Raw genomic sequence first — 18,117 nt, 5'->3', positions numbered from 1 at the left:
GACAGATATTATTTTCTATTCGGGCAAGAGCTTGTCGCCCATGCTCCCGGAAGCAAATACCATTCTAAACAAAAATGTAAAGTTACAATCAGATAAATTGTATCTTTTTGTTTCAAAAAAAAGGTGAGAGCGATGAACTATCGCATCCCACCCTGCCTTATACTTCAACTTCTTTTCGGACAAGTTAGGAAAACTATCCCTCTTCGTAACTCTGAAGTTCATCCTGCACGGTTTTCTCGTGGAGAGGGTAACCGACCTGATGCGAGGCCCGCGCCAGAAGATGTGCCGAAATCGGCGCCGTCAGCACGAAAAATGCGATACCCGCAAACGCCCGCACAAAGGTCGCGACATCGCCGGAGTGCACGCCGATGGCCAGAAAAATCAAGCCAGCCCCCACCGTGCCCGTCTTCGAGGCAGCATGCATGCGCGTGTAAAGATCGGGCAAGCGCACGATCCCGATAGCCGCGGTCAACGCGAAGATGGAACCGCCGAGCATCAGCACGGAAACGAAAACGGCAATAACATAATCCATCGCGGACTACTCCTTCTTCGCGGCGTCGGCAGAGACCACCGGCACGTCTTCACCAGCGCTTCCCGAGTCATAAGCCATCGGATGCGGCCGGACCTGAAATCCGGTTTCCGTCTCGTCGCGCATGGCACTGGAACGGATGAAACGGGCGAAGGCCACGGTTGCCAGAAAGCCGACAAGACCGAGTGCAATGGCAATATCGACATAAAGCGTGAACCCGGTGCGGATCGCGATCATCACGATAAAGCCCATGGCAACGGCCACCAGCATGTCGAGCGCCAGAACCCGGTCCGGCAGTGTCGGTCCCCTGACCACCCGGAAGGCGGTGAGAACAAGCGCCAGCGACAGGATCGCAATCGCGATGTCGGCGGCAGTTCCTACGATCATATCAGGCGTCATCAGGCAAAGGCCTCCCTGATCTTTCTCTCGAATCCGTTGGCAATGTCGCGGCGAATACCGTCGGGATCGGAACAGTCGATGGCATGGATAAAGAGATATTTCTTGTCGTCGGAGACATCCACAGTCAGCGTACCGGGGGTCAGGGTGATCATATTGGCCAGCAGAACGATTTCAAAATCCCTTTCAAGTGACAGTTCGAAGCGGAAGATACCCGGCTTCAACTCCATACGCGGCGAGCAGACCAGTTTGGCGACCGACCAGGCCGACGCCATAAGATCGTAAAGAAAGGCCAGTATCAGCGCCGTGATGCGCCGGGCTCTGGAAAAATACCCGGCCCCGCCAACCTGATGGCGAACCAGCGCCAACGATATCGCACCGATCACGAATCCGAACACCAGATTGTGCAGCGATGCACTGCCGGTAACCGCGACCCAGACGATCGCAAGAACAAGGTTCAGGAGCAGCATTGTCATCTAGTACCCTCCCCCGGGAAAGACCGACATGAAATAGGCGTCAGGCGAGATAATGCCGTTAACGGCCTGTGTGGCAATCGCCAGAAGCGGCTCGGGATAGACACCGAAGACCACCACCAGCGCCATCAGCGCAATCACCGGCAGGCTCTGTGTCAGCGGCAGGGCCACCTTGGCGGCAGGCGGTTCTGTTGCCGGACGCCAATAGACCAGAAGGAAAATGCGTCCCAGCGCAATCGTGGTGCAAAACCCGGCAAACAGAATGGCGGCCGCCAGCCACCACTGGCCGGCATCAAGCGTTGCCCGCACCAGGATCGCCTTCGGCCAGAAACCGGAAAACGGCGGAAGCCCGGCAGCGGCGAAGAAGGCCGCAAGGCTCAGACCCGCAAAAGCCGGATTGCTGCGGTAAAGCCCGCCGATTTCAACCAGCGAGAAACCGCCGGCCAGTTTCCCGGCAAGGCCGACGACAAAATAGAGCGCCGTCATCAGGATCATCGAATGAAGCGCATAGACCAGCGCCCCCTCCAGACCGGAGACCCCGCCCACGGCAACACCGGCAAACACATTGCCGATGCCGACGATTACGATGTAACCGACAGTGCGGCGGATATCATGCTGGGCAATGGCACCGAGCCCGGCCAGCACCATGGTGAGGAAGGCGCTGATGCCGACGAGTGCGCCCAGATTGGCAAGATCGGCCGGCAGGATCATCACCATGACCCTGAGCAGCGCATAGACGCCAACCTTGGTCAAAAGCCCACCGAACAGGCCGGAAACCACGGTTCTAGGCGTATGATAGGACGCCGGAAGCCAGAAATTGACCGGAAACGCTGCCGCTTTCATCCCGAAGGCGAGCACGAACAGCGCGCCGATGGTGGCCGTCGGCAGTGCGGGCGCGGCACGCGCCTTCAGCGCGATATCGGCCATGTTGAGCGTGCCGAACACGCCGTAGAGATAGGCAACGGCAATCAGAAACAGCGTCGTGCCGATCAGGTTCAGCACCGCATATTTCATCGCGCCGTCAAGCTGCTCATGGGTGGAGCCAAGAATGAGCAGGCCGAAGGAGGAAATCAGCAGCACCTCGAACCAGACATAGAGGTTGAAGATGTCGCCGGTCAGAAACGCGCCGGAAACACCGGCCATCAACAGCATCAAAAACGGATAGAAACCATATCGCCGCCCGCTGTTGCGAATGTCGCCGACCGCGAAGATCGCACCGGCAAGGCCCGCGATCGCGGCGGCAAGTGCAAACAGCCCGCCCAGCAGGTCGGCCGAAAAGGCAATGCCGAAGGGCGGCAGCCAGCGGCCGGCCACCATGGTGATCGGACCATCGGTTGAAACGGCATAAACCAGCAGGCTGTCGATCACGACGAGCAGGGCAAGGGCGGGAATGGCAATCACCGGATGCCAGACGGTGTGCTTGCGGATCAGCATCAGCACCGCACCAACCGTGATGCAGAGCGCAACCGGCAGGATGGGCAGCCAATCCGTCAGCGTTGACGGTTCCATTGTCAGCGCAAGCGACAGATCGATATTGTGGGCGGAGGACGAAGCGGCCATGGGAGGAGTCTTTTTATCCTTGTTCAGTAGCCAAGCGGCGGCATGGGCTGATCCTTGGGCTCCGCGGCCCGCATATCGTCGGTATCATCGGTGTCGAGATCCTGATACGCGCGGTAGGTCAAAACCAGAAGGAAGGCGAAGAACGAAAACGAAATCACGATCGCCGTCAGGATCAGCGCCTGCGGCAATGGGTTGGCCGTGCCGGCGGGCAGCGTTTCCAGGGTCTCGGGGATGATCGGCGGCACGAAGCCGGTAATCCGGCCTGCGGTGAAGATCAGAAGATTGACGGCGTTGCCGAGAATGGCGATGCCAAGCATGATGCGCACGCTGTGGCGCGACAGCATCAGGTAGATCGCCGCGGTAAAGAACAGGCCGACAAGGCAGGACAGCACGAATTCCATCAGACATGGTCCTTTTCTTCAAGCGCCAGAAAGATGGAGGAGATCGAGCCGAAGACGACCAGATAAACCCCGATATCAAAGGTCGTGACGGTGGAGATCGGCACCTCGACGCCGAAGATCACCGGATAGATCCAGTGCGCTGTCATGAACGGCACATGGGCAAAGATCGAGATGAAACCGGAAAGCGACGACAGCAGCAGGCCCGCACCGGCAATCGACATCGGATGGAAGAAGATCGCGCGGCGCACCGCCGAAACCCCCGAGGCAATCCCGAAGATCGCAATCGCCGAGGCCGCGATCAGCCCGCCGATGAACCCACCGCCGGGCGCGTTATGTCCACGCAACAGCACGAAGATCGAAAACAGCATCATCAGGGCCGAGAGAAACGGCGCAGCCGTCCGGAAGATCAGCGTGTTCATTGTGCCTGCTCCTCTTTTGCCGCGGGCGTTGCCTTCGGTTTTGCCGCACGCAGGCGGATCAGCGCCAGAATGGCCAGACCCGTGATCATGACCACGGCGATTTCTCCCAGCGTATCCGTTCCGCGGAAGTCGACAATGATGACATTGACGACGTTGTGCCCGTGGGCAATGGCTTTCGAATAGGTGTTGAAGAAGACCGTCAGCGCGTCATCGAACGGCACCTGGGTGGCGCGCATCAACAGCAGCGCGAAACCGAGGCCGCACAGAACGGCAATGGAACCGTCGAAAAGCTTCTGGCCAATCGCACGATGGTCGGACGGCACAAGGTTCAGCCGCGTCATGACCAGGGTGAGGATGACGACGGAAAGCGTTTCGACCATGAACTGGGTAAACGACAGATCCGGCGCTCCGAGCAGCAGGAACAGAACTGCCACGCAGAACCCCTGAATGCCCAGCGTCACGATTGCCGTCAGGCGGTTATGCGCGGTGATCACCGCCGCAAGCCCGACGACGGCAAGGCCCAGAATAACCCAGTGCCCGAGACGGAAACTGTCGGGAAAGCCCGGCCATTGCGGCAGTTCGCCGAAGGAAACGAGCGACACCAGAAGAACGGCCGCAATCACGCAGAATGTCGCCGTGATGTAGAATTCGAGGCGGCCGGGCTGAATGGTCTGGGTAACCCGGAACGAAAAACGGACAATGCCGCGCATGAAACTGTCGAACCAGGAATCGGGACCGGGGCCGAGCCGGGCAAGAAGACCGGCCATTGCCGCACGTCCTCTGGCAAGTTGCCAGTAGACGACGAGCGCCAGCGCCACGGTGAGCACGGAAAGCGCCAGCGGCACCCCGATATGCGGGATCAGCGACAGGTGGATCTCCACCGCCTCGCCGGCAACCGCGCTTGCCATCGGACCGGAAATATGGGTGTTGAAATAATGCGAGAACAAGGCGGCAAGCAACGCCGTCGCCCCGAGCGCGACGGGACCGAGCCACATCAGCACCGGCCCCTCATGCGCATGTTTCGGTGTTTCGGTCTTGGCGCCGATGAACGGTTTCAGCCCGACGCCGAAGCCGATGGCAAACATCAGCGCATTGCCGAAAATCGCAATCAGCAGAATGATCGTGGCAAACAGGCTGCCGGCGGCAAGCGCCTCGTAAATCCCTTCCTTGGCAAGGAAACCGACGAAGGGCGGCAGCCCGCCCATGGAGATCGCGCCGGCAAGACCCGCCGCAAACGTGATCGGCATGACCTTTGCCAGCCCGCCGAGTTTTGTCAGGTCGCGCGTTCCGGTCTCGTGGTCGATCAGGCCGGCCACCATGAACAGCCCGCCCTTGAACAGCGAATGGGCAATCAGATAGAGCACCGCGCCCTCGGCGGCATGGGGAATATCCATACCGGTCATCATCACCATCAGACCGAGCGAGGAGACGGTGGTATAGGCCAGCATCAGTTTCAGATCGGTCTGGCGGATCGCCAGCAGCGTGCCGACGATCAGGGTCGCGGCACCGAAAACCGGCAGCACAGTCGTCCATGCAACGGTATCGCCCATGACCGGGTTGAGCCGCATCAGCAGGTAAACCCCGGCCTTCACCATGGTGGCCGAATGCAGATAGGCCGAAACCGGCGTCGGCGCTTCCATGGCGTTGGGAAGCCAGAAATGAAACGGAAACTGCGCGGATTTGGTAAAGGCCCCGCCCAGCACCAGAATGAAGGCTGCAAGATAAAGCGGACTTTCGCGCAGCACATTGCCGGACTGCAACAGTTCGGAAAGCGAAGCGACCCCGGTGATATGCTGGATCAGCAGCACACCCGCCAAAAGCAACAGCCCGCCGCCGCCGGTCACCACCAGCGCCTGCAGTGCCGCGCGGCGCGAGGCTTCCTTCTCGTTGTCGAAGCCGATCAGCAGGAACGAGGTGATCGAGGTCAGCTCCCAGAAGACGAACAGCATCAGCAGCCCGTCCGACACCACCACGCCCAGCATCGCGCCCATGAACATGAACATGAAGGACACAAACCGCGCCTGCTGCGGATGCCCTTTCATGTAGCCGCCGGAATACAGCACGATCATGGTGCCGATACCGGTAATCAGGATCGCGAATGTCAGGGAAAGGCCGTCAAGCAGGAAGGAAAAGCGCAAGCCCAGGCTCGGTATCCAGTCATAACCACCGGTCAGCACCGCACCATCGGCAACCTGCGGAATGAGGCGAATGAACTGCACCAGCGAAAACAACGGCACAAGTGCCAGAAGCCACGGCGCATTCGAATGGAATATCCGGTAGAGTATCGGAGAAAAGACCGCGCCCAGAAAAGGCAAGCACAAGGCCAAAAATACAAGAGCCGTTTCACTGGCGGTCATGGCATCCCCAAAAACTAACAATACACAACGCCGACGCCGTACAGGCCGGACGAAAGGCGCATCAAAGATACGTGTTACGGCAAGAAAAGCACCGGCTCAAGGGTTGCCGACGCTTTTCACACCTTCGAAATGACGTTTCGCACAATTCAACACTTTGGCATCGTCCGGCGCGACAAACCATTGCTTTTCTTCATGTCGCAACCCAACTTGAACTGCAGGCAATTCCATTAAACGGCAAAAGAAAGCGGAGTGCGACATTGACCCAGAGCAATAAACAGAAAAAAACGCTGACAGATTCACAATGGCGCGATGAACTGACGCCCGAACAGTACCATATCTTGCGCGAGCACGGTACAGAGCGGCCGTTTACCGGCCCCTTCTGGAACAGTTTCGAATCGGGAACCTATTTTTGCGCGGGGTGCGAAACGGCGCTGTTTCGCTCCGACACCAAGTTCGATGCCGGCTGCGGCTGGCCGAGTTTCTTCGAGCCGGTCGAACCCGGCGTGGTCACCGAACTGCGTGACGACAGCCACGGCATGGTGCGCACCGAAATCCGCTGCGCAAACTGCGGCGGCCATCTCGGCCATGTCTTCCCCGACGGCCCGCCGCCCACAGGCCTGCGCTACTGCATGAACGGACACGCCATGCACTTCGTCGTGGATGAAGTATAACATGAAAAAAACGGCGCCGGCGCGGATCATCAGGGTCCGTGGCGCCGGCGCCGGACGGATACGCTGCAACTGACGGCAGAAACGCGAAAGGGAAGAGCGGTCGGCTGAACGGTCGGGGCACGAGGAACTCCGGCAACGATCAGCCGACCGACCCCACGATTTCAGGAGATGCGGCGGACCTGAGCATCATGGGGCAACCGTCAAAGGCTGCGTTAGCAACCTTGAACACTCCCAAATATTAATCAACCGATTTCTGCTTATCAACCGAAATTCTGTCCATTTTATGGTTAACGGACAAGCATTTACTGGCTTTCCTTGCCGCCAGACCAAAACCGTCCAAGCCGGCTTCAGCCCCGATATCGCCGCTCATTTCAGCCTGTAAAAGCGTCTTCCGCGCCCCTGCCGGCAACAAGAATAGACGGCAATGCGACTTGCCGATCCTTGCCCCGAATTCAGTTTACTTCCGTCAGCGCGGTGCGAATGGCAAGCTCCGCCATATCGGCTGCAGGCTGAAGCGCATCGCGGGCGCCCTCCCCCGTCAATGCGGCCAGGTTGGCATCAAGCCTCTGGCGCAGCGTTGCGATGGCCTGTTCAGCGTCATCGCGGTGACGATCGGGATAGAGAATGGCAAACAGCCCGTCTTCCACCCGACTGGCGGCATCACGACCGCTCAGGTGATAGCGGATCAGCGCGGCCACCGCGTCGGCGCGTGTGCCTGCGGGGTCTTCCGGCACCCTGACAACGCCCATATAGAGCGGTTCTCCAACCGAAGAGGCCTCACGTTTCAGCGCGTTCAGGGTCGTTGCAAAACGTTCCGGGGCCAGCAGTCCGGTATCGCTTTCGGTCGTTTCGGGCGCCTCGGAATAATCGCTGACCACTGCGCCCAGCGCTTCCACATAGCGCTTGCGGCGCAGATGCAGCAGCGCCCGCAACACCAGTTCCCCGGTTTCGCCCGGCCATGTCATGCAATCATCCGCACTGCGCGCCGCCTCTCCCGAAATATCGGGCAGCGCGCCGGGCTCGCACAGCGCAAACAGCGGCACGAACCGCATGCCGGGCACGCAGCGCAATTGTCCGCAGATCCGCAACGCATCGGAAAGTACGGCCCCGCCATGCACCAGCACGAGGTCGAAATGCTGGCTGGACGCAAGATAGAGCGCTTCGCGCAGATCGCCGGTCGCCACGGTCGTCGTCAGCGACAGCATGCTTTTCAGCAGGTCCTGACGCATCGAAGCGTCTTCGGCGACAACCAGAACCCGCACGGTTTCATCCGGCACGGCTGCCGCGCGCGGCGCTGAAAAGGCGTGCTCGAATGCCCCCGCCTCCCCCTGCAGTGCATGGAAACGCAAGAGCGCCGAAATCCTGGCGGCGGCGGTGGCAAGGTTATGCTCAAGACCGATCACATCATCGGCGCCGGCGCGCAAGGCCGCAAGCCGCAGGGTCGCATCCGCCCGCTCCGGCGTCACGATGGCAACGGGCGCGCTGACCCCCGAATCACTCTCTTTCAAAATGCCGCAGCAGGCCAGTGCCGGGCCCGGCGCATCGTCGTCGACGGCAACCAGAATCAGGCTTGCGGCATCGACGGCGGCCATCGTTGTGTCGCTGTCGGAGAAATCGGCCTGGAAGAACCCCACGGACCAGCCGCTCAGCATTGCCGACAGCGTCTGGGCAACAGCCCCCTCGCCGCCGATCAGGACAATGCTTTCATGCGTTGCGGTATTCAAATTCGCCCCCTCAGGCATCACCCAGATAGGCCTTCACGGTCTTGATGAAATTCGGCACGGAAACCGGTTTCGAGAGATATGCGTCGCAGCCTGCCTCGCGGATGCGCTGCTCATCGCCACGCATGGCAAACGCCGTGACCGCAACGACGGGGATTTTTGCAAGTTCACTGTCTGCTTTCAGCGCCCGGGCGATTTCGAGACCTGACTGTTCCGGCAATTGAATATCCATCAGTATAAGACCGGGCCTGAAGATACGGGCAAGTTCATACGCATCCGCCCCGGTCCGGCTTTCCACCACTTCATAGCCCTGCGCTTCAACGAGATCACGAAAAAGCTTCATATTCAAATCATTGTCTTCGACGATCAGAACCTGCTTGGCCATTCGCGCTATCCCCTTGCACCGGCTTGCAACGCGCCGGCAAGGCGTTAGAATCGCCCTGGTGCCACTATCAGCGCATCAAAAGCCGAGTTTAGGGCGATTTGGTTAAGAAACGGAAATCCGCTTGAAACAATTTCAAAAAGAATCGGAAAATACAGCGCCGGACAACGAACTCGCCATCGCTATTCTGGTCTGGCTTTCCGGCAATCCCGACATGCTGAACCGGTTTTGTGCGCTGTCGGGCGTCGAAGTCGGACAATTGCGCGCGCTCACCGAAGATCCGGGCTTCGAACGGGCCATGATCGGCTTCATCGCCGGGCACGAGCCAACCCTGATGGCCTTCTGCAATGACAACGACATCGCGCCTGAAACGGTGTCGCGCGCCTGGCAGAAGCTCGAATACGGCAATGGCTTCGAACCATGACCTGCCTTGCAGTCGAAACCGGCGAAGACCTCGAGATCGGGGCGCGGCCGCTCCTCGTCGTCGATGTGGATGAAGTGGTGCTGCAGTTCGTCGCACCCTTCAAGGCTTTCCTGAGAGCCAACGGCCATGCACTCAACCTGGAGACCTTCAGCCTCAACGGCAATGTGATTTCGCTTGCCGACGGGCGACGGGTGGAAAATGCCAGGGTCGCATCGCTGCTTTCCGCCTTCTACGACCAGCAGGAGGACTGGCAGAAGCCGTTTGCCGCAGCACGCGAAACACTCGAAGACCTGACAGACATTGCCGATGTCCTGCTTTTGACGGCAATGCCGCCCACCCATCTGGAAAAGCGCCGGCGACTGCTTTCCCGATTCGGATTCGCATTCCCGCTGATTGCCTCGGAAAAACCCAAGGGCGAAGTCCTGCGGACACTCTGCAAGACCCATCCGCCGCAACTGATCTTCGTGGACGACATGCTGTATAATTGCCGCTCGGTGAGCGAATGCCTGCCGGACGCGCTGACGATCAACCTGTTGATCAACGACGATTACCGTGCGCTGGCGCCGAAAACCATGCCGCCCTCCGTGGTCGCAACGGGCTGGGACCATGCCGCGGCGATTATCCGCCGTCATGTTGCAGACAACGGTTGATAGCATGCAATCCGTGCTTGCCCTCTCCGTCCGGCGGCACTAATTTCAGCATGTTCAACCTTTGTTCCGATCGCCATGGCCCAGATGACTTCTCAGGCAAACGGATTGTGCCGCGACTGCATCGCTCCGGCCTCGGGCAGCGCACGACGCTGCGCGCGCTGCGGCAGCCCGCGCCTGTTGCGCCATGAAGAGCTTTTCACGCTTTCGGTCGCCCATATCGACTGCGACGCGTTTTATGCCTCAATCGAAAAACGTGACGATCCTTCGCTCGCCGACAAGCCGGTGATCATTGGCGGCGGCAAGCGCGGCGTTGTCTCCACGGCCTGCTATATTGCCCGCATCCGCGGCGTGAAATCGGCGATGCCGATGTTCAAGGCGCTGGAAGCCTGCCCCGAAGCCGTCGTCATCCCCCCGAACATGGAAAAATACTCAGCCGTCGGCCGTCAGTTGCGGCAGATGATGCATGACCTGACACCGCTCGTGGAACCGCTTTCGATCGATGAAGCCTTCCTCGACCTATCCGGCACCGAGCGCCTGCACAAGGCAACGCCCGCCGAAACGCTTGCCCGCTTTGCCATCCGCGTCGAAAACGAACTCGGCATCACGATTTCCATCGGGCTTTCCTATTGCAAGCTCCTCGCCAAGATCGCCTCGGATTTCCGGAAACCGCGCGGCTTTTCCGTCATCGGTGAAAAAGAGGCCATGTCGTTTCTGGCCGACAAGCCCGTGGGCATGATCTGGGGCGTGGGCAAGGCTTTCACCGAAACGCTGAAGCGCGACGGCCTGACCACGATCGGCCAGTTCCAGCAGATGGAGAAGAACGAACTGCTGCGCCGCTACGGCACGATCGGCCAGCGCCTCTATCATCTGGCACGCGGCGAGGACACGCGCAGCGTGACGCCGGAACGGGCTGCCAAGAGCGTTTCCAACGAAACCACCTTCTTCACCGATATCAGCGATTTCGAAACGCTTGCCAGGCATCTCAGGCGCCTGAGCGAAAAGACCGCGCGCCGCGCCAAGGCGGCGGGCCATGCCGGGCATACGGTGACGCTGAAGCTGAAGACCGCCGACTTCAAGACCCGCACCCGTAGCCGCCACCTGGAAGCCCCGACCCAGCTTGCCGACCGGATCTTCGCGACCGGGCTGTCACTGCTTCAAAACGAGGCCGATGGCACCAGATTCCGCCTGATCGGCATTGGCATTGGCGAACTCTGTGACCCGGCCATTGCCGACCCGCCCGACCTCGTCGACCCGAAGGCGGCCCGCCGCGCGGCAGCCGAAACGGCGATGGACGCGCTGCGCGAAAAATACGGCCTTTCCGCCGTCGAGACCGGCTACACATTCCGCCCCGACGAGAAAAAACGAAAGGCAGGCAAGACCGACGGTGAGGCCTGATCCCCTCAGACGCCTGCCCCGGCATTCGCCTTTTTGCTGTCGGCGGCGACCGCCTTTTCAAATTTCGCCAGCGCCGTGCCGGAAAGTCGCCCTTCGCGGATGAAATGGACCTGCATAGGATTGACCTTGCGCCCGTTGACGGACACCGCATAGTGCAGGTGCGGGCCGGTCACCAGACCGCTCTTGCCGACATAGCCGATCACCTGACCCTGATGAACCCGCGTACCGACCTTGATGCCGTCGGCAAACCGGCTTTGGTGGCTGTAGGCGCTCTCATAGCCATGACCGTGATCGATGACGGTCATCTGCCCGTCGCCGCCATGTTTGCCTACAAATTTCACCACGCCGTCAGCCGCGGCATAGATCGGCGTGCCGACGGGCGCGGCCCAGTCGACACCGGCATGCATGCGCGAATAACCGAGCACGGGATGGCGTCTGTTGCCGAAGCCGGAGGTGCGCCGGCCGTCGGGCACGGGGTTGCGCAGAAGATACTGCCCGAGCCGATAGCCCTTGGCATCGAAATAGGCGCTGCGGCCGGTTTCGGGATCGCGATACCGGTAAACATCGACCTTGTTGTTACCAAGCTTCACGACCATGTCGAAAGCGCGGGATGCCAGGTTGGGCGTCTCTTCCGAAGCATAGGACAGCTTCATCCGGTCATCGGGACCGGAGGCCTTGGCCGTTTCGCCCTCGGGCGGGCTGACGAAGTGGTCGATCGCGGCATCTTCACTGTTTGCCGCAAGCATGGAAGTGCAGCCCGACAGCGCGACACAGGCCGCCAGACACGTCACAATAAGCGTTTTCACGTTCAGCCTTTCAAATCAATTGAACGGCGCGCTTGAACGTGGATAGTGTGACGGAATTGGCACCGGAACTGGGCGTTTTTGCAGCGCAGGCGCTAATCCGGCCTTCACTGCAAATGCCAAGTCTCAGGATTGGTAAAAAAGGTCGGAGCGAAAGCCCGGCCCCAGTTTATTGACAAAGGTACCCACCGGCACTTCCGTCATGCCGGCCTTGAGCCGGCATCCAGGGCCAAATATAGAAGACTATCAAAGCTAAACCCTTTGCATATAAGGAGTTCCACCGCCCTGGACCCCGGATCAAGTCCGGGGTGACGGACAGAGGTTAGGAGAGCTCCGAGTGTCTGCAACAAGGTTTTGTCAGCAGTCTGGGGCCGGAGCGAAAGCCCGGCCCTTGCTGGCTCACCACCATTTTTCAGGCGTGAAGCGACCGGCCGCCTGTTCCATTACCGCAGCGGTGCGGAACAGGGTTTCCTCGTCGAACGGCTTGCCGATCAGTTGCAGGCCGAGCGGCAGACCGTTTGCATCGAGCCCGGCGGGAACCGAAATGCCCGGAAGCCCGGCCATGTTCACCGTCACCGTGAAGATATCGTTCAGATACATCTTCACCGGATCGTTGGCGAGGTCCTGATCGGCAACGCCAAAGGCCGCCGACGGTGTTGCCGGCGTGAGGATCGTGTCGACCCCCTGCGCAAACACGTTTTCGAAGTCCCGCTTGATCAGCGTGCGCACCTTCTGGGCCTTCAGGTAATAGGCATCGTAATAGCCGGCAGACAGCACATAGGTGCCGATCATGATGCGGCGCTGCACCTCGTTGCCAAAACCTTCAGCGCGGGTGTTTTCATACATCTCGGCAATATCCTTGCCGGGCACGCGCAGGCCGTATTTCACGCCGTCATAGCGGGCAAGGTTGGAAGACGCCTCCGCCGGCGCCACGATGTAATAGGCGGGCAGCGCGTATTTGGTATGTGGCAGCGAAATATCGACGATTTCCGCGCCGGCATCCTTCAGCCAGGCAATGCCCTGGCTCCAGAGCTTTTCGATATCCTCCGGCATGCCCTCGACGCGGTATTCCTTCGGAATGCCGATCTTCATGCCCTTGACCGACTGGCCTATGGCGGCCTCGTAATCCGGCACGGGCAGATCGACCGAAGTCGTATCCTTGTCGTCGACGCTGGCCATGGATTTCAGCAGGATCGCCGCATCGCGCACATCGCGCGCAATCGGCCCCGCCTGATCGAGCGAGGAGGCAAAGGCGACCACGCCCCAGCGCGAGCAGCGACCATAGGTGGGCTTGATGCCAACCGTGCCGGTGAAGGCTGCCGGCTGGCGGATCGACCCGCCGGTGTCGGTTGCCGTGGCGCCGGCGCACAGATTGGCCGCAACGGCCGCCGCCGAACCGCCGGAAGAACCGCCCGGCACCAGATCGCGATTGGAGCCATTGGCTTTCCACGGGTTGATCACCGGACCGTAATAGGAGGTCTCGTTGGAGGACCCCATGGCGAATTCGTCCATGTTCAGCTTGCCGAGCATGACCGCGCCGTCATCCCAGAGGTTCTGGGTGACGGTCGATTCATATTTCGGCTTGAAACCGTCCAGAATATGCGAAGCCGCCTGGGTGTGGACATCGCGCGTGCCGAACAGATCCTTGATGCCGAGCGGAATCCCCTCAAGCGCACCGCCGGAGCCTTGCGACAGCTTCAGGTCGGAGGCCTTTGCCATCGCCAGCGCCTTTTCGTGGGTGACGGCGACATAGGCATTGAAGGTGCCGTTAAAGTCGTCGATCGCCTTCAGATAGGACGCCGTCAGTTCGGTCGCGGTGATCTCCTTCGCCTGAAGCTTGTTACGGGCCTCGGCGATGGTCAGGGCGGTCAGTTCGGTCATCTGCTTCACTTTATGTGTTGTTATAGCGCCTTGCGAAAGAAGACGGACTGCTTCGACGGTTTGTGGTTGAGAAACGTTTCAGTGCGTTCGAAGCCCGCATGTTCGCAAAATGCGATCGATTCCTTCAACTCGGCATCCGTCACGATGTAGAGTTCCTTGAAGCCTTCGCTCTTGGCCAGCGAACTGATGTGGCGCAATATCGCACGGCCAATGCCATGCTTGCGGAAGGCCGGCTCGGTGAACAGACGCTTGGCTTCGGCCACGCTGCCGGTGTGGCGCACCAGCGCGCCCGTAGCGACCGGCTTTCCATCCACACGGGCAACGAAGCTCGTCGCGCCCACGGCGCTGACATCGACGGTCAGCTGGTAGTCGATCATATCGGAAGACGACATGCGCGTCAGCGATGTCTTCAATTCGGTGAAGAGCGCCTTCAGGTCGTCCTGCTGGGGGCTCTCGATATCGATTTTCGGCTGTACCATCCCTCACTCCACAACTTTTGGCACCAGAAAGAAATTCCGCTCGGTTTCCGGCGCGTTGGCAACGATATCGTCAGCCTTGTCGCCGTCCGTCACTGTATCATACCGCTTTTTCATCTCCATCGGCATGACCGAGGTCATGGGTTCGACACCGCTTACATCAACCTCGCCCAGCTGTTCGACAAAGCCCAGAATGGCGTTCAGTTCGCCGGTCATGCGCTCTGCCGATTCGTCATCGACGGCGATGCGGGCCAGCCTGGCAACGCGTTTGACGGTCGCGGTGTCTACGGACATGAAAGTTCTCCGGTTTCAACATTTCACCCCACGCTATAAAGGGCGTCGCCGCCCTTCGCAACGGGGCATTTGATCAGATCTCGACCGTTTCGCCCGGTTTCGGCGTCAGCACTTCCGTCGGGCCGCCGCCCATGCCGGTTACAAAGGCCTCCGGGGTCTGGTCGATGATCGGAAATGTACCATAATGGATCGGGATCACGGTGTCGAAATTGAAATAGCGCTGGCAGGCAAGGGCTGCGACCGCACCGCCCATGGTGAAACGGTCGCCGATCGGCACAAGACCGATCGCCGGCGTGTGCAGTTCGTTGATCAGCGCCATATCGGCAAAAATGTCGGTATCGCCCATGTGATAGAGCGTCGGTTCGTCATCGATGTGCAGCATCAGCCCGTTCGGATTGCCGAGCGCATGCGAGACGCCGTCTTCGGTGATGAAGGCGGAGGAATGAAGCGCATTGGTAAAGGTGACGGTAAACGTGCCGAAATCGACCGTTCCGCCGGTGTTGCCGGGCTGCAGGTTCTCGATCCCCTTCGACCCGAGCCATGCGGCAAGATCGGCATTGGCGAGAACGGTAGCGCCGGTTTCCTTGGCAATCGGAATGGTGTCGCCCAGATGGTCGCCGTGACCGTGTGTGAGGAGAATGTGGGTAACGCCTTCCGTCACGGTTTGTCTGTCCAACCCCTCGAAAGAGGGATTGCCGGAAAGGAAGGGGTCGATCAGGATGGTCGCACCGGCGATCTCGAGCCGGAATGCGGAATGTCCGAGCCAGGTCAGCTTCATTTTGCATTTCTCCCTTCAAAGCGGTAGTTGATCACGATTGCATGAAACGTAATGCGCTCGCACGCCATTTTCCATCGGTAAGCGGCAAAAGCATGGGAAAAGCCAGATGACGGTGCTGACAATCGAGGAACTTGCCGAACACCTGCCGCCGCACGCCGCCATTGCCGGCATCGATCTCGGCACCAAGACCATCGGCCTTGCACTTTCGGACCTGTCGCGCCGTTTCGCCACGCCGCGCCCGGTGCTCAAACGCGTCAAGTTCATGAAAGATGCAGAGGCGCTGCTGGCCTTTGCCGAAAAGGAAAAGGTCGCCGCTTTCGTGATCGGCCTGCCGGTCAACATGGATGGCTCTTCCGGGCCGCGCGTCCAGTCGACGCGCGCCTTCGTGCGCAATATGGAGGCGATCACGCCCCTTCCCTTCACCTTCTGGGACGAGCGGCTTTCAACGGTTGCGGCCGAGCGGGCGCTGCTGGAAATGGATGTGTCGCGGCAAAAACGCGCCGGACGGATCGATTCGGCCGCAGCATCCTTCATCCTGCAAGGCGCTCTGGACCGGCTTTCGGGGCTTTCGCGGAACTGAACCTACTGTTCGCATCCGGTTGCCGGATCGCGCAGCATGCGTCTGGGGTCGAACAGGTAATCGACGAAAACGAAGGCAAGCAGAATGGCGCCGCTGACGACAAGCTCAACCGGCAGCGCTGCCAGCAGAACGCCCATCACACCGATCTGAAATTGCCGCGTACGCCGATCCAGCATTGCTTTTCCGCCCCTCCTCCTGTCTTCTCTGACAGTAAATCGTATCGGCTGGCAAGCGGCTTTCCTGCCGACGGTTAACCGGCGGGCAATAAAAACACGGAATGCATGTATGCTGATCATCTTCGAAAGCGTTCTGCCGATCTTTCTGACCGTCGCACTCGGCGCAGGCCTGAAGCGGCTGCCGATCTTCGACCAGGCGTTCTGGGCCGGCCTGAACCAGCTCGGTTATTACGTTCTTTTCCCCGCTCTGCTGTTCACCACACTGGCCCGCGCGGATTTTTCGAGCATTGCCGCCGGCGATATCGCCTGGGTCACGCTTTCGGGCGTGTTGATCCTTTCACTGCTGTCCATTTTGCTCTGGCCCTTGTTGAAACCGACGGGCATCAAGACGTCCGCTTTCACGTCGGTGTTTCAGACCGCGACGCGATGGAACGGCTTCGTGGCGCTGGCCATTGCCGACAAATTTGCCGGCCTTGAGGGCATGGCGGTAATTTCGCTGATGATGACGGTCACGATCATTCCACTCAATTTCATCAATGTCTTCGTGCTTGTCTGGTTTTCGCCCGAAAACCGCAATATCGGCATGATGACCCGCAAGATCGTCACCAATCCGCTGATTGCCTCGGCCTTTGTCGGCATTGCCTTCAACCTGTTGGCGCTGCCGGTCTACCAGCCGGTCTATGATGCACTGAACCTCGTGGCCCGCGCTGCGCTCGGCATGGGCCTCGTGCTGGTCGGCGCGGGGCTTGTGCTGTCCGACGCGCTGAAACCGAAGCCGATCGTGCTGCTGCCATCGCTGCTGAAACTCGGCCTGTTTCCGCTGATGATCTATACGCTTGCTTCATTTGTCGGTATTTCCGGCATGCCGCTGACGATCATGGTGCTCGGCGCCGGCGTCCCCACCGCCATGAACGGCTATGTCCTCGCCCGCCAGCTTGGCGGCGATGCACGGCTTTATTCGGCCGTCGTCACGGTGCAGACAGTGCTGTCGTTCTTTACGCTGCCGCTGGCGCTGCTGCTGGTGGGCGGGTAGCTCGGCAAATTTTCTGTGTTAGACTAGCTGTTTTGCACCTTCGCCCTTGAGAAATGAATAGCCCAATGGTCAAGCCTCCACATGAGACACCGCTAGATCGAAAGAGGCGTGCGCCGTTTCACTTTTACGCCAAAGCTGAGAATGCCCATTTTTCCGCCTACGTACTGAGTAAGGTGGACACGCATTTTATGGATCTTTGTGCATCGGAAATCCGGTATTCGGGCGGTCCTTCAGTCGCTCTGTCAGAGAGTTTTTTTAGGGAGGCCTCATTGGCCATCGAATTAGTGTTAAAGGCGATTCTGTGCGTCGAGAAAAAAGCTAAACCGCCCATGTCGCATGATGTCTATGATCTTTGGCATCGAACTGGACTTCCGAAGCCCAACCAAGATGATTTGCACCGACTGGCTTGGATGACGGAAATTCTTTATTGGTCTGGCCGCTACGCCGCCCCCACTAAAGATGAACCATTCTACAAACACAAAGCCCTGAAGGAAAAGCATCAGCGTCGCGAAACTCTCGGTCGCCTAAATATCTTCGTTCCTACACAGCTAGGCTGGAACGAATTCAATAGCCTGTTTGAAAAGGCATCTGATTACTTTTGGGACCTCGAGCCTCAAAACCCTGAAAATTACGTATTTTGATTTAGATAATAATAGACAGGGTGCTGCCCAGGCTTTTAGCGAAATTGGACGATAGCTACTCGGGCATATAGAAACCA

22 protein-coding genes are annotated in these 18,117 nt (G+C 59.4%); 7 read left to right on the top strand and 15 right to left on the bottom strand.

What is annotated here, in order from left to right:
* Positions 1 to 193 precede the first annotated feature (193 nt).
* From mnhG to ABID12_RS05690, 7 genes are read right to left on the bottom strand one after another with little or no spacing between them, the layout of a single operon-like run.
* On the bottom strand, positions 194 to 532 hold the full coding sequence (mnhG, locus tag ABID12_RS05720) for a monovalent cation/H(+) antiporter subunit G (protein WP_106305112.1): 339 nt from the start codon (positions 530 to 532) through the stop codon (positions 194 to 196).
* A gap of 6 nt (positions 533 to 538) precedes the next feature.
* Positions 539 to 928 (bottom strand): cation:proton antiporter, encoded by a 390-nt coding sequence (locus tag ABID12_RS05715; protein ID WP_354433444.1) that lies wholly within the window; start codon positions 926 to 928, stop codon positions 539 to 541.
* Entirely contained in the window at positions 928 to 1,401 is a 474-nt protein-coding gene (locus tag ABID12_RS05710) for a Na+/H+ antiporter subunit E (protein ID WP_354433443.1), read from the bottom strand. The genes ABID12_RS05715 and ABID12_RS05710 overlap by 1 nt, the downstream gene beginning before the upstream one ends.
* A complete protein-coding gene (locus ABID12_RS05705) occupies positions 1,402 to 2,958 on the bottom strand; it encodes a Na+/H+ antiporter subunit D (RefSeq protein ID WP_354433442.1) in 1,557 nt (518 codons plus the stop codon).
* A 23-nt stretch (positions 2,959 to 2,981) separates the two neighbouring features.
* Complete coding sequence (locus ABID12_RS05700; protein ID WP_106305124.1) at positions 2,982 to 3,359, bottom strand: Na+/H+ antiporter subunit C; 378 nt, start codon at positions 3,357 to 3,359, stop codon at positions 2,982 to 2,984.
* Positions 3,359 to 3,778, bottom strand: coding sequence for a Na(+)/H(+) antiporter subunit B (locus ABID12_RS05695; RefSeq protein ID WP_354433441.1), 420 nt, complete (start codon positions 3,776 to 3,778; stop codon positions 3,359 to 3,361). Before ABID12_RS05695 ends, ABID12_RS05700 begins: the two co-directional genes overlap by 1 nt.
* Positions 3,775 to 6,135 (bottom strand): putative monovalent cation/H+ antiporter subunit A, encoded by a 2,361-nt coding sequence (locus tag ABID12_RS05690; RefSeq protein ID WP_354433440.1) that lies wholly within the window; start codon positions 6,133 to 6,135, stop codon positions 3,775 to 3,777. Before ABID12_RS05690 ends, ABID12_RS05695 begins: the two co-directional genes overlap by 4 nt.
* 257 nt (positions 6,136 to 6,392) lie before the next feature.
* Between ABID12_RS05690 and msrB the strand changes: the two genes are divergently transcribed.
* A complete protein-coding gene (gene msrB, locus ABID12_RS05685) occupies positions 6,393 to 6,806 on the top strand; it encodes a peptide-methionine (R)-S-oxide reductase MsrB (protein ID WP_106305132.1) in 414 nt (137 codons plus the stop codon).
* A gap of 452 nt (positions 6,807 to 7,258) precedes the next feature.
* On the opposite strand, the gene ABID12_RS05680 is transcribed toward msrB, so the two are convergent.
* Positions 7,259 to 8,530, bottom strand: coding sequence for a hypothetical protein (locus tag ABID12_RS05680; protein ID WP_354433439.1), 1,272 nt, complete (start codon positions 8,528 to 8,530; stop codon positions 7,259 to 7,261).
* Between the two features lie 10 nt (positions 8,531 to 8,540).
* Positions 8,541 to 8,912, bottom strand: coding sequence for a response regulator (locus ABID12_RS05675; RefSeq protein ID WP_106305138.1), 372 nt, complete (start codon positions 8,910 to 8,912; stop codon positions 8,541 to 8,543).
* 121 nt (positions 8,913 to 9,033) lie between these two features.
* On the opposite strand from ABID12_RS05675, the gene ABID12_RS05670 reads away from it, so the two are divergent.
* The 3 genes from ABID12_RS05670 (at position 9,034) to ABID12_RS05660 (ending at position 11,378) form a co-directional block, all read left to right on the top strand.
* Positions 9,034 to 9,333, top strand: a complete 300-nt coding sequence (locus ABID12_RS05670; protein ID WP_106305141.1) for a DUF3572 domain-containing protein — start codon at positions 9,034 to 9,036, stop codon at positions 9,331 to 9,333.
* Positions 9,330 to 9,983 (top strand): hypothetical protein, encoded by a 654-nt coding sequence (locus ABID12_RS05665; RefSeq protein WP_354433438.1) that lies wholly within the window; start codon positions 9,330 to 9,332, stop codon positions 9,981 to 9,983. Before ABID12_RS05670 ends, ABID12_RS05665 begins: the two co-directional genes overlap by 4 nt.
* An 84-nt stretch (positions 9,984 to 10,067) precedes the next feature.
* A complete protein-coding gene (locus ABID12_RS05660; RefSeq protein ID WP_354433437.1) occupies positions 10,068 to 11,378 on the top strand; it encodes a DNA polymerase IV in 1,311 nt (436 codons plus the stop codon).
* A 5-nt stretch (positions 11,379 to 11,383) separates the two neighbouring features.
* Here the strand turns inward: ABID12_RS05660 and ABID12_RS05655 are convergent, their stop codons facing one another.
* From ABID12_RS05655 to ABID12_RS05635, 5 genes are all read right to left on the bottom strand, one after another.
* Positions 11,384 to 12,184, bottom strand: a complete 801-nt coding sequence (locus ABID12_RS05655; protein WP_354433436.1) for a M23 family metallopeptidase — start codon at positions 12,182 to 12,184, stop codon at positions 11,384 to 11,386.
* Between the two features lie 396 nt (positions 12,185 to 12,580).
* A complete protein-coding gene (gatA, locus tag ABID12_RS05650) occupies positions 12,581 to 14,062 on the bottom strand; it encodes an Asp-tRNA(Asn)/Glu-tRNA(Gln) amidotransferase subunit GatA (protein ID WP_319517208.1) in 1,482 nt (493 codons plus the stop codon).
* A gap of 20 nt (positions 14,063 to 14,082) precedes the next feature.
* Positions 14,083 to 14,541 carry a GNAT family N-acetyltransferase gene (locus tag ABID12_RS05645; RefSeq protein ID WP_106305153.1) on the bottom strand — a complete coding sequence of 153 codons (459 nt, stop codon included), beginning with the start codon at positions 14,539 to 14,541 and terminating at the stop codon, positions 14,083 to 14,085.
* Between the two features lie 3 nt (positions 14,542 to 14,544).
* Entirely contained in the window at positions 14,545 to 14,832 is a 288-nt protein-coding gene (gene gatC, locus ABID12_RS05640) for an Asp-tRNA(Asn)/Glu-tRNA(Gln) amidotransferase subunit GatC (protein WP_319517209.1), read from the bottom strand.
* Between the two features lie 73 nt (positions 14,833 to 14,905).
* Positions 14,906 to 15,610: a metal-dependent hydrolase gene (locus ABID12_RS05635; RefSeq protein WP_354433435.1), complete on the bottom strand. Its 705-nt coding sequence runs from the start codon at positions 15,608 to 15,610 to the stop codon at positions 14,906 to 14,908.
* Positions 15,611 to 15,716: 106 nt separating this feature from the next.
* On the opposite strand from ABID12_RS05635, the gene ruvX reads away from it, so the two are divergent.
* Positions 15,717 to 16,190, top strand: coding sequence for a Holliday junction resolvase RuvX (gene ruvX, locus ABID12_RS05630; RefSeq protein ID WP_354433434.1), 474 nt, complete (start codon positions 15,717 to 15,719; stop codon positions 16,188 to 16,190).
* Positions 16,191 to 16,192: 2 nt separating this feature from the next.
* On the opposite strand, the gene ABID12_RS05625 is transcribed toward ruvX, so the two are convergent.
* Positions 16,193 to 16,366 carry a hypothetical protein gene (locus ABID12_RS05625; protein ID WP_354433433.1) on the bottom strand — a complete coding sequence of 58 codons (174 nt, stop codon included), beginning with the start codon at positions 16,364 to 16,366 and terminating at the stop codon, positions 16,193 to 16,195.
* Between the two features lie 109 nt (positions 16,367 to 16,475).
* On the opposite strand from ABID12_RS05625, the gene ABID12_RS05620 reads away from it, so the two are divergent.
* Positions 16,476 to 17,399 (top strand): AEC family transporter, encoded by a 924-nt coding sequence (locus ABID12_RS05620; RefSeq protein ID WP_354433432.1) that lies wholly within the window; start codon positions 16,476 to 16,478, stop codon positions 17,397 to 17,399.
* Positions 17,400 to 17,668: 269 nt separating this feature from the next.
* Positions 17,669 to 18,040, top strand: a complete 372-nt coding sequence (locus ABID12_RS05615) for a HEPN domain-containing protein (RefSeq protein WP_354433431.1) — start codon at positions 17,669 to 17,671, stop codon at positions 18,038 to 18,040.
* Positions 18,041 to 18,117: the final 77 nt, after the last annotated feature.

Origin of the sequence: Martelella mangrovi (genome assembly GCF_040545495.1) — a bacterium.
GTDB lineage: Bacteria > Pseudomonadota > Alphaproteobacteria > Rhizobiales > Rhizobiaceae > Martelella > Martelella mangrovi.
The sequence above is the reverse complement of the archived record's forward strand: the minus strand, read 5'-3'. Positions and strand labels throughout refer to the sequence as shown.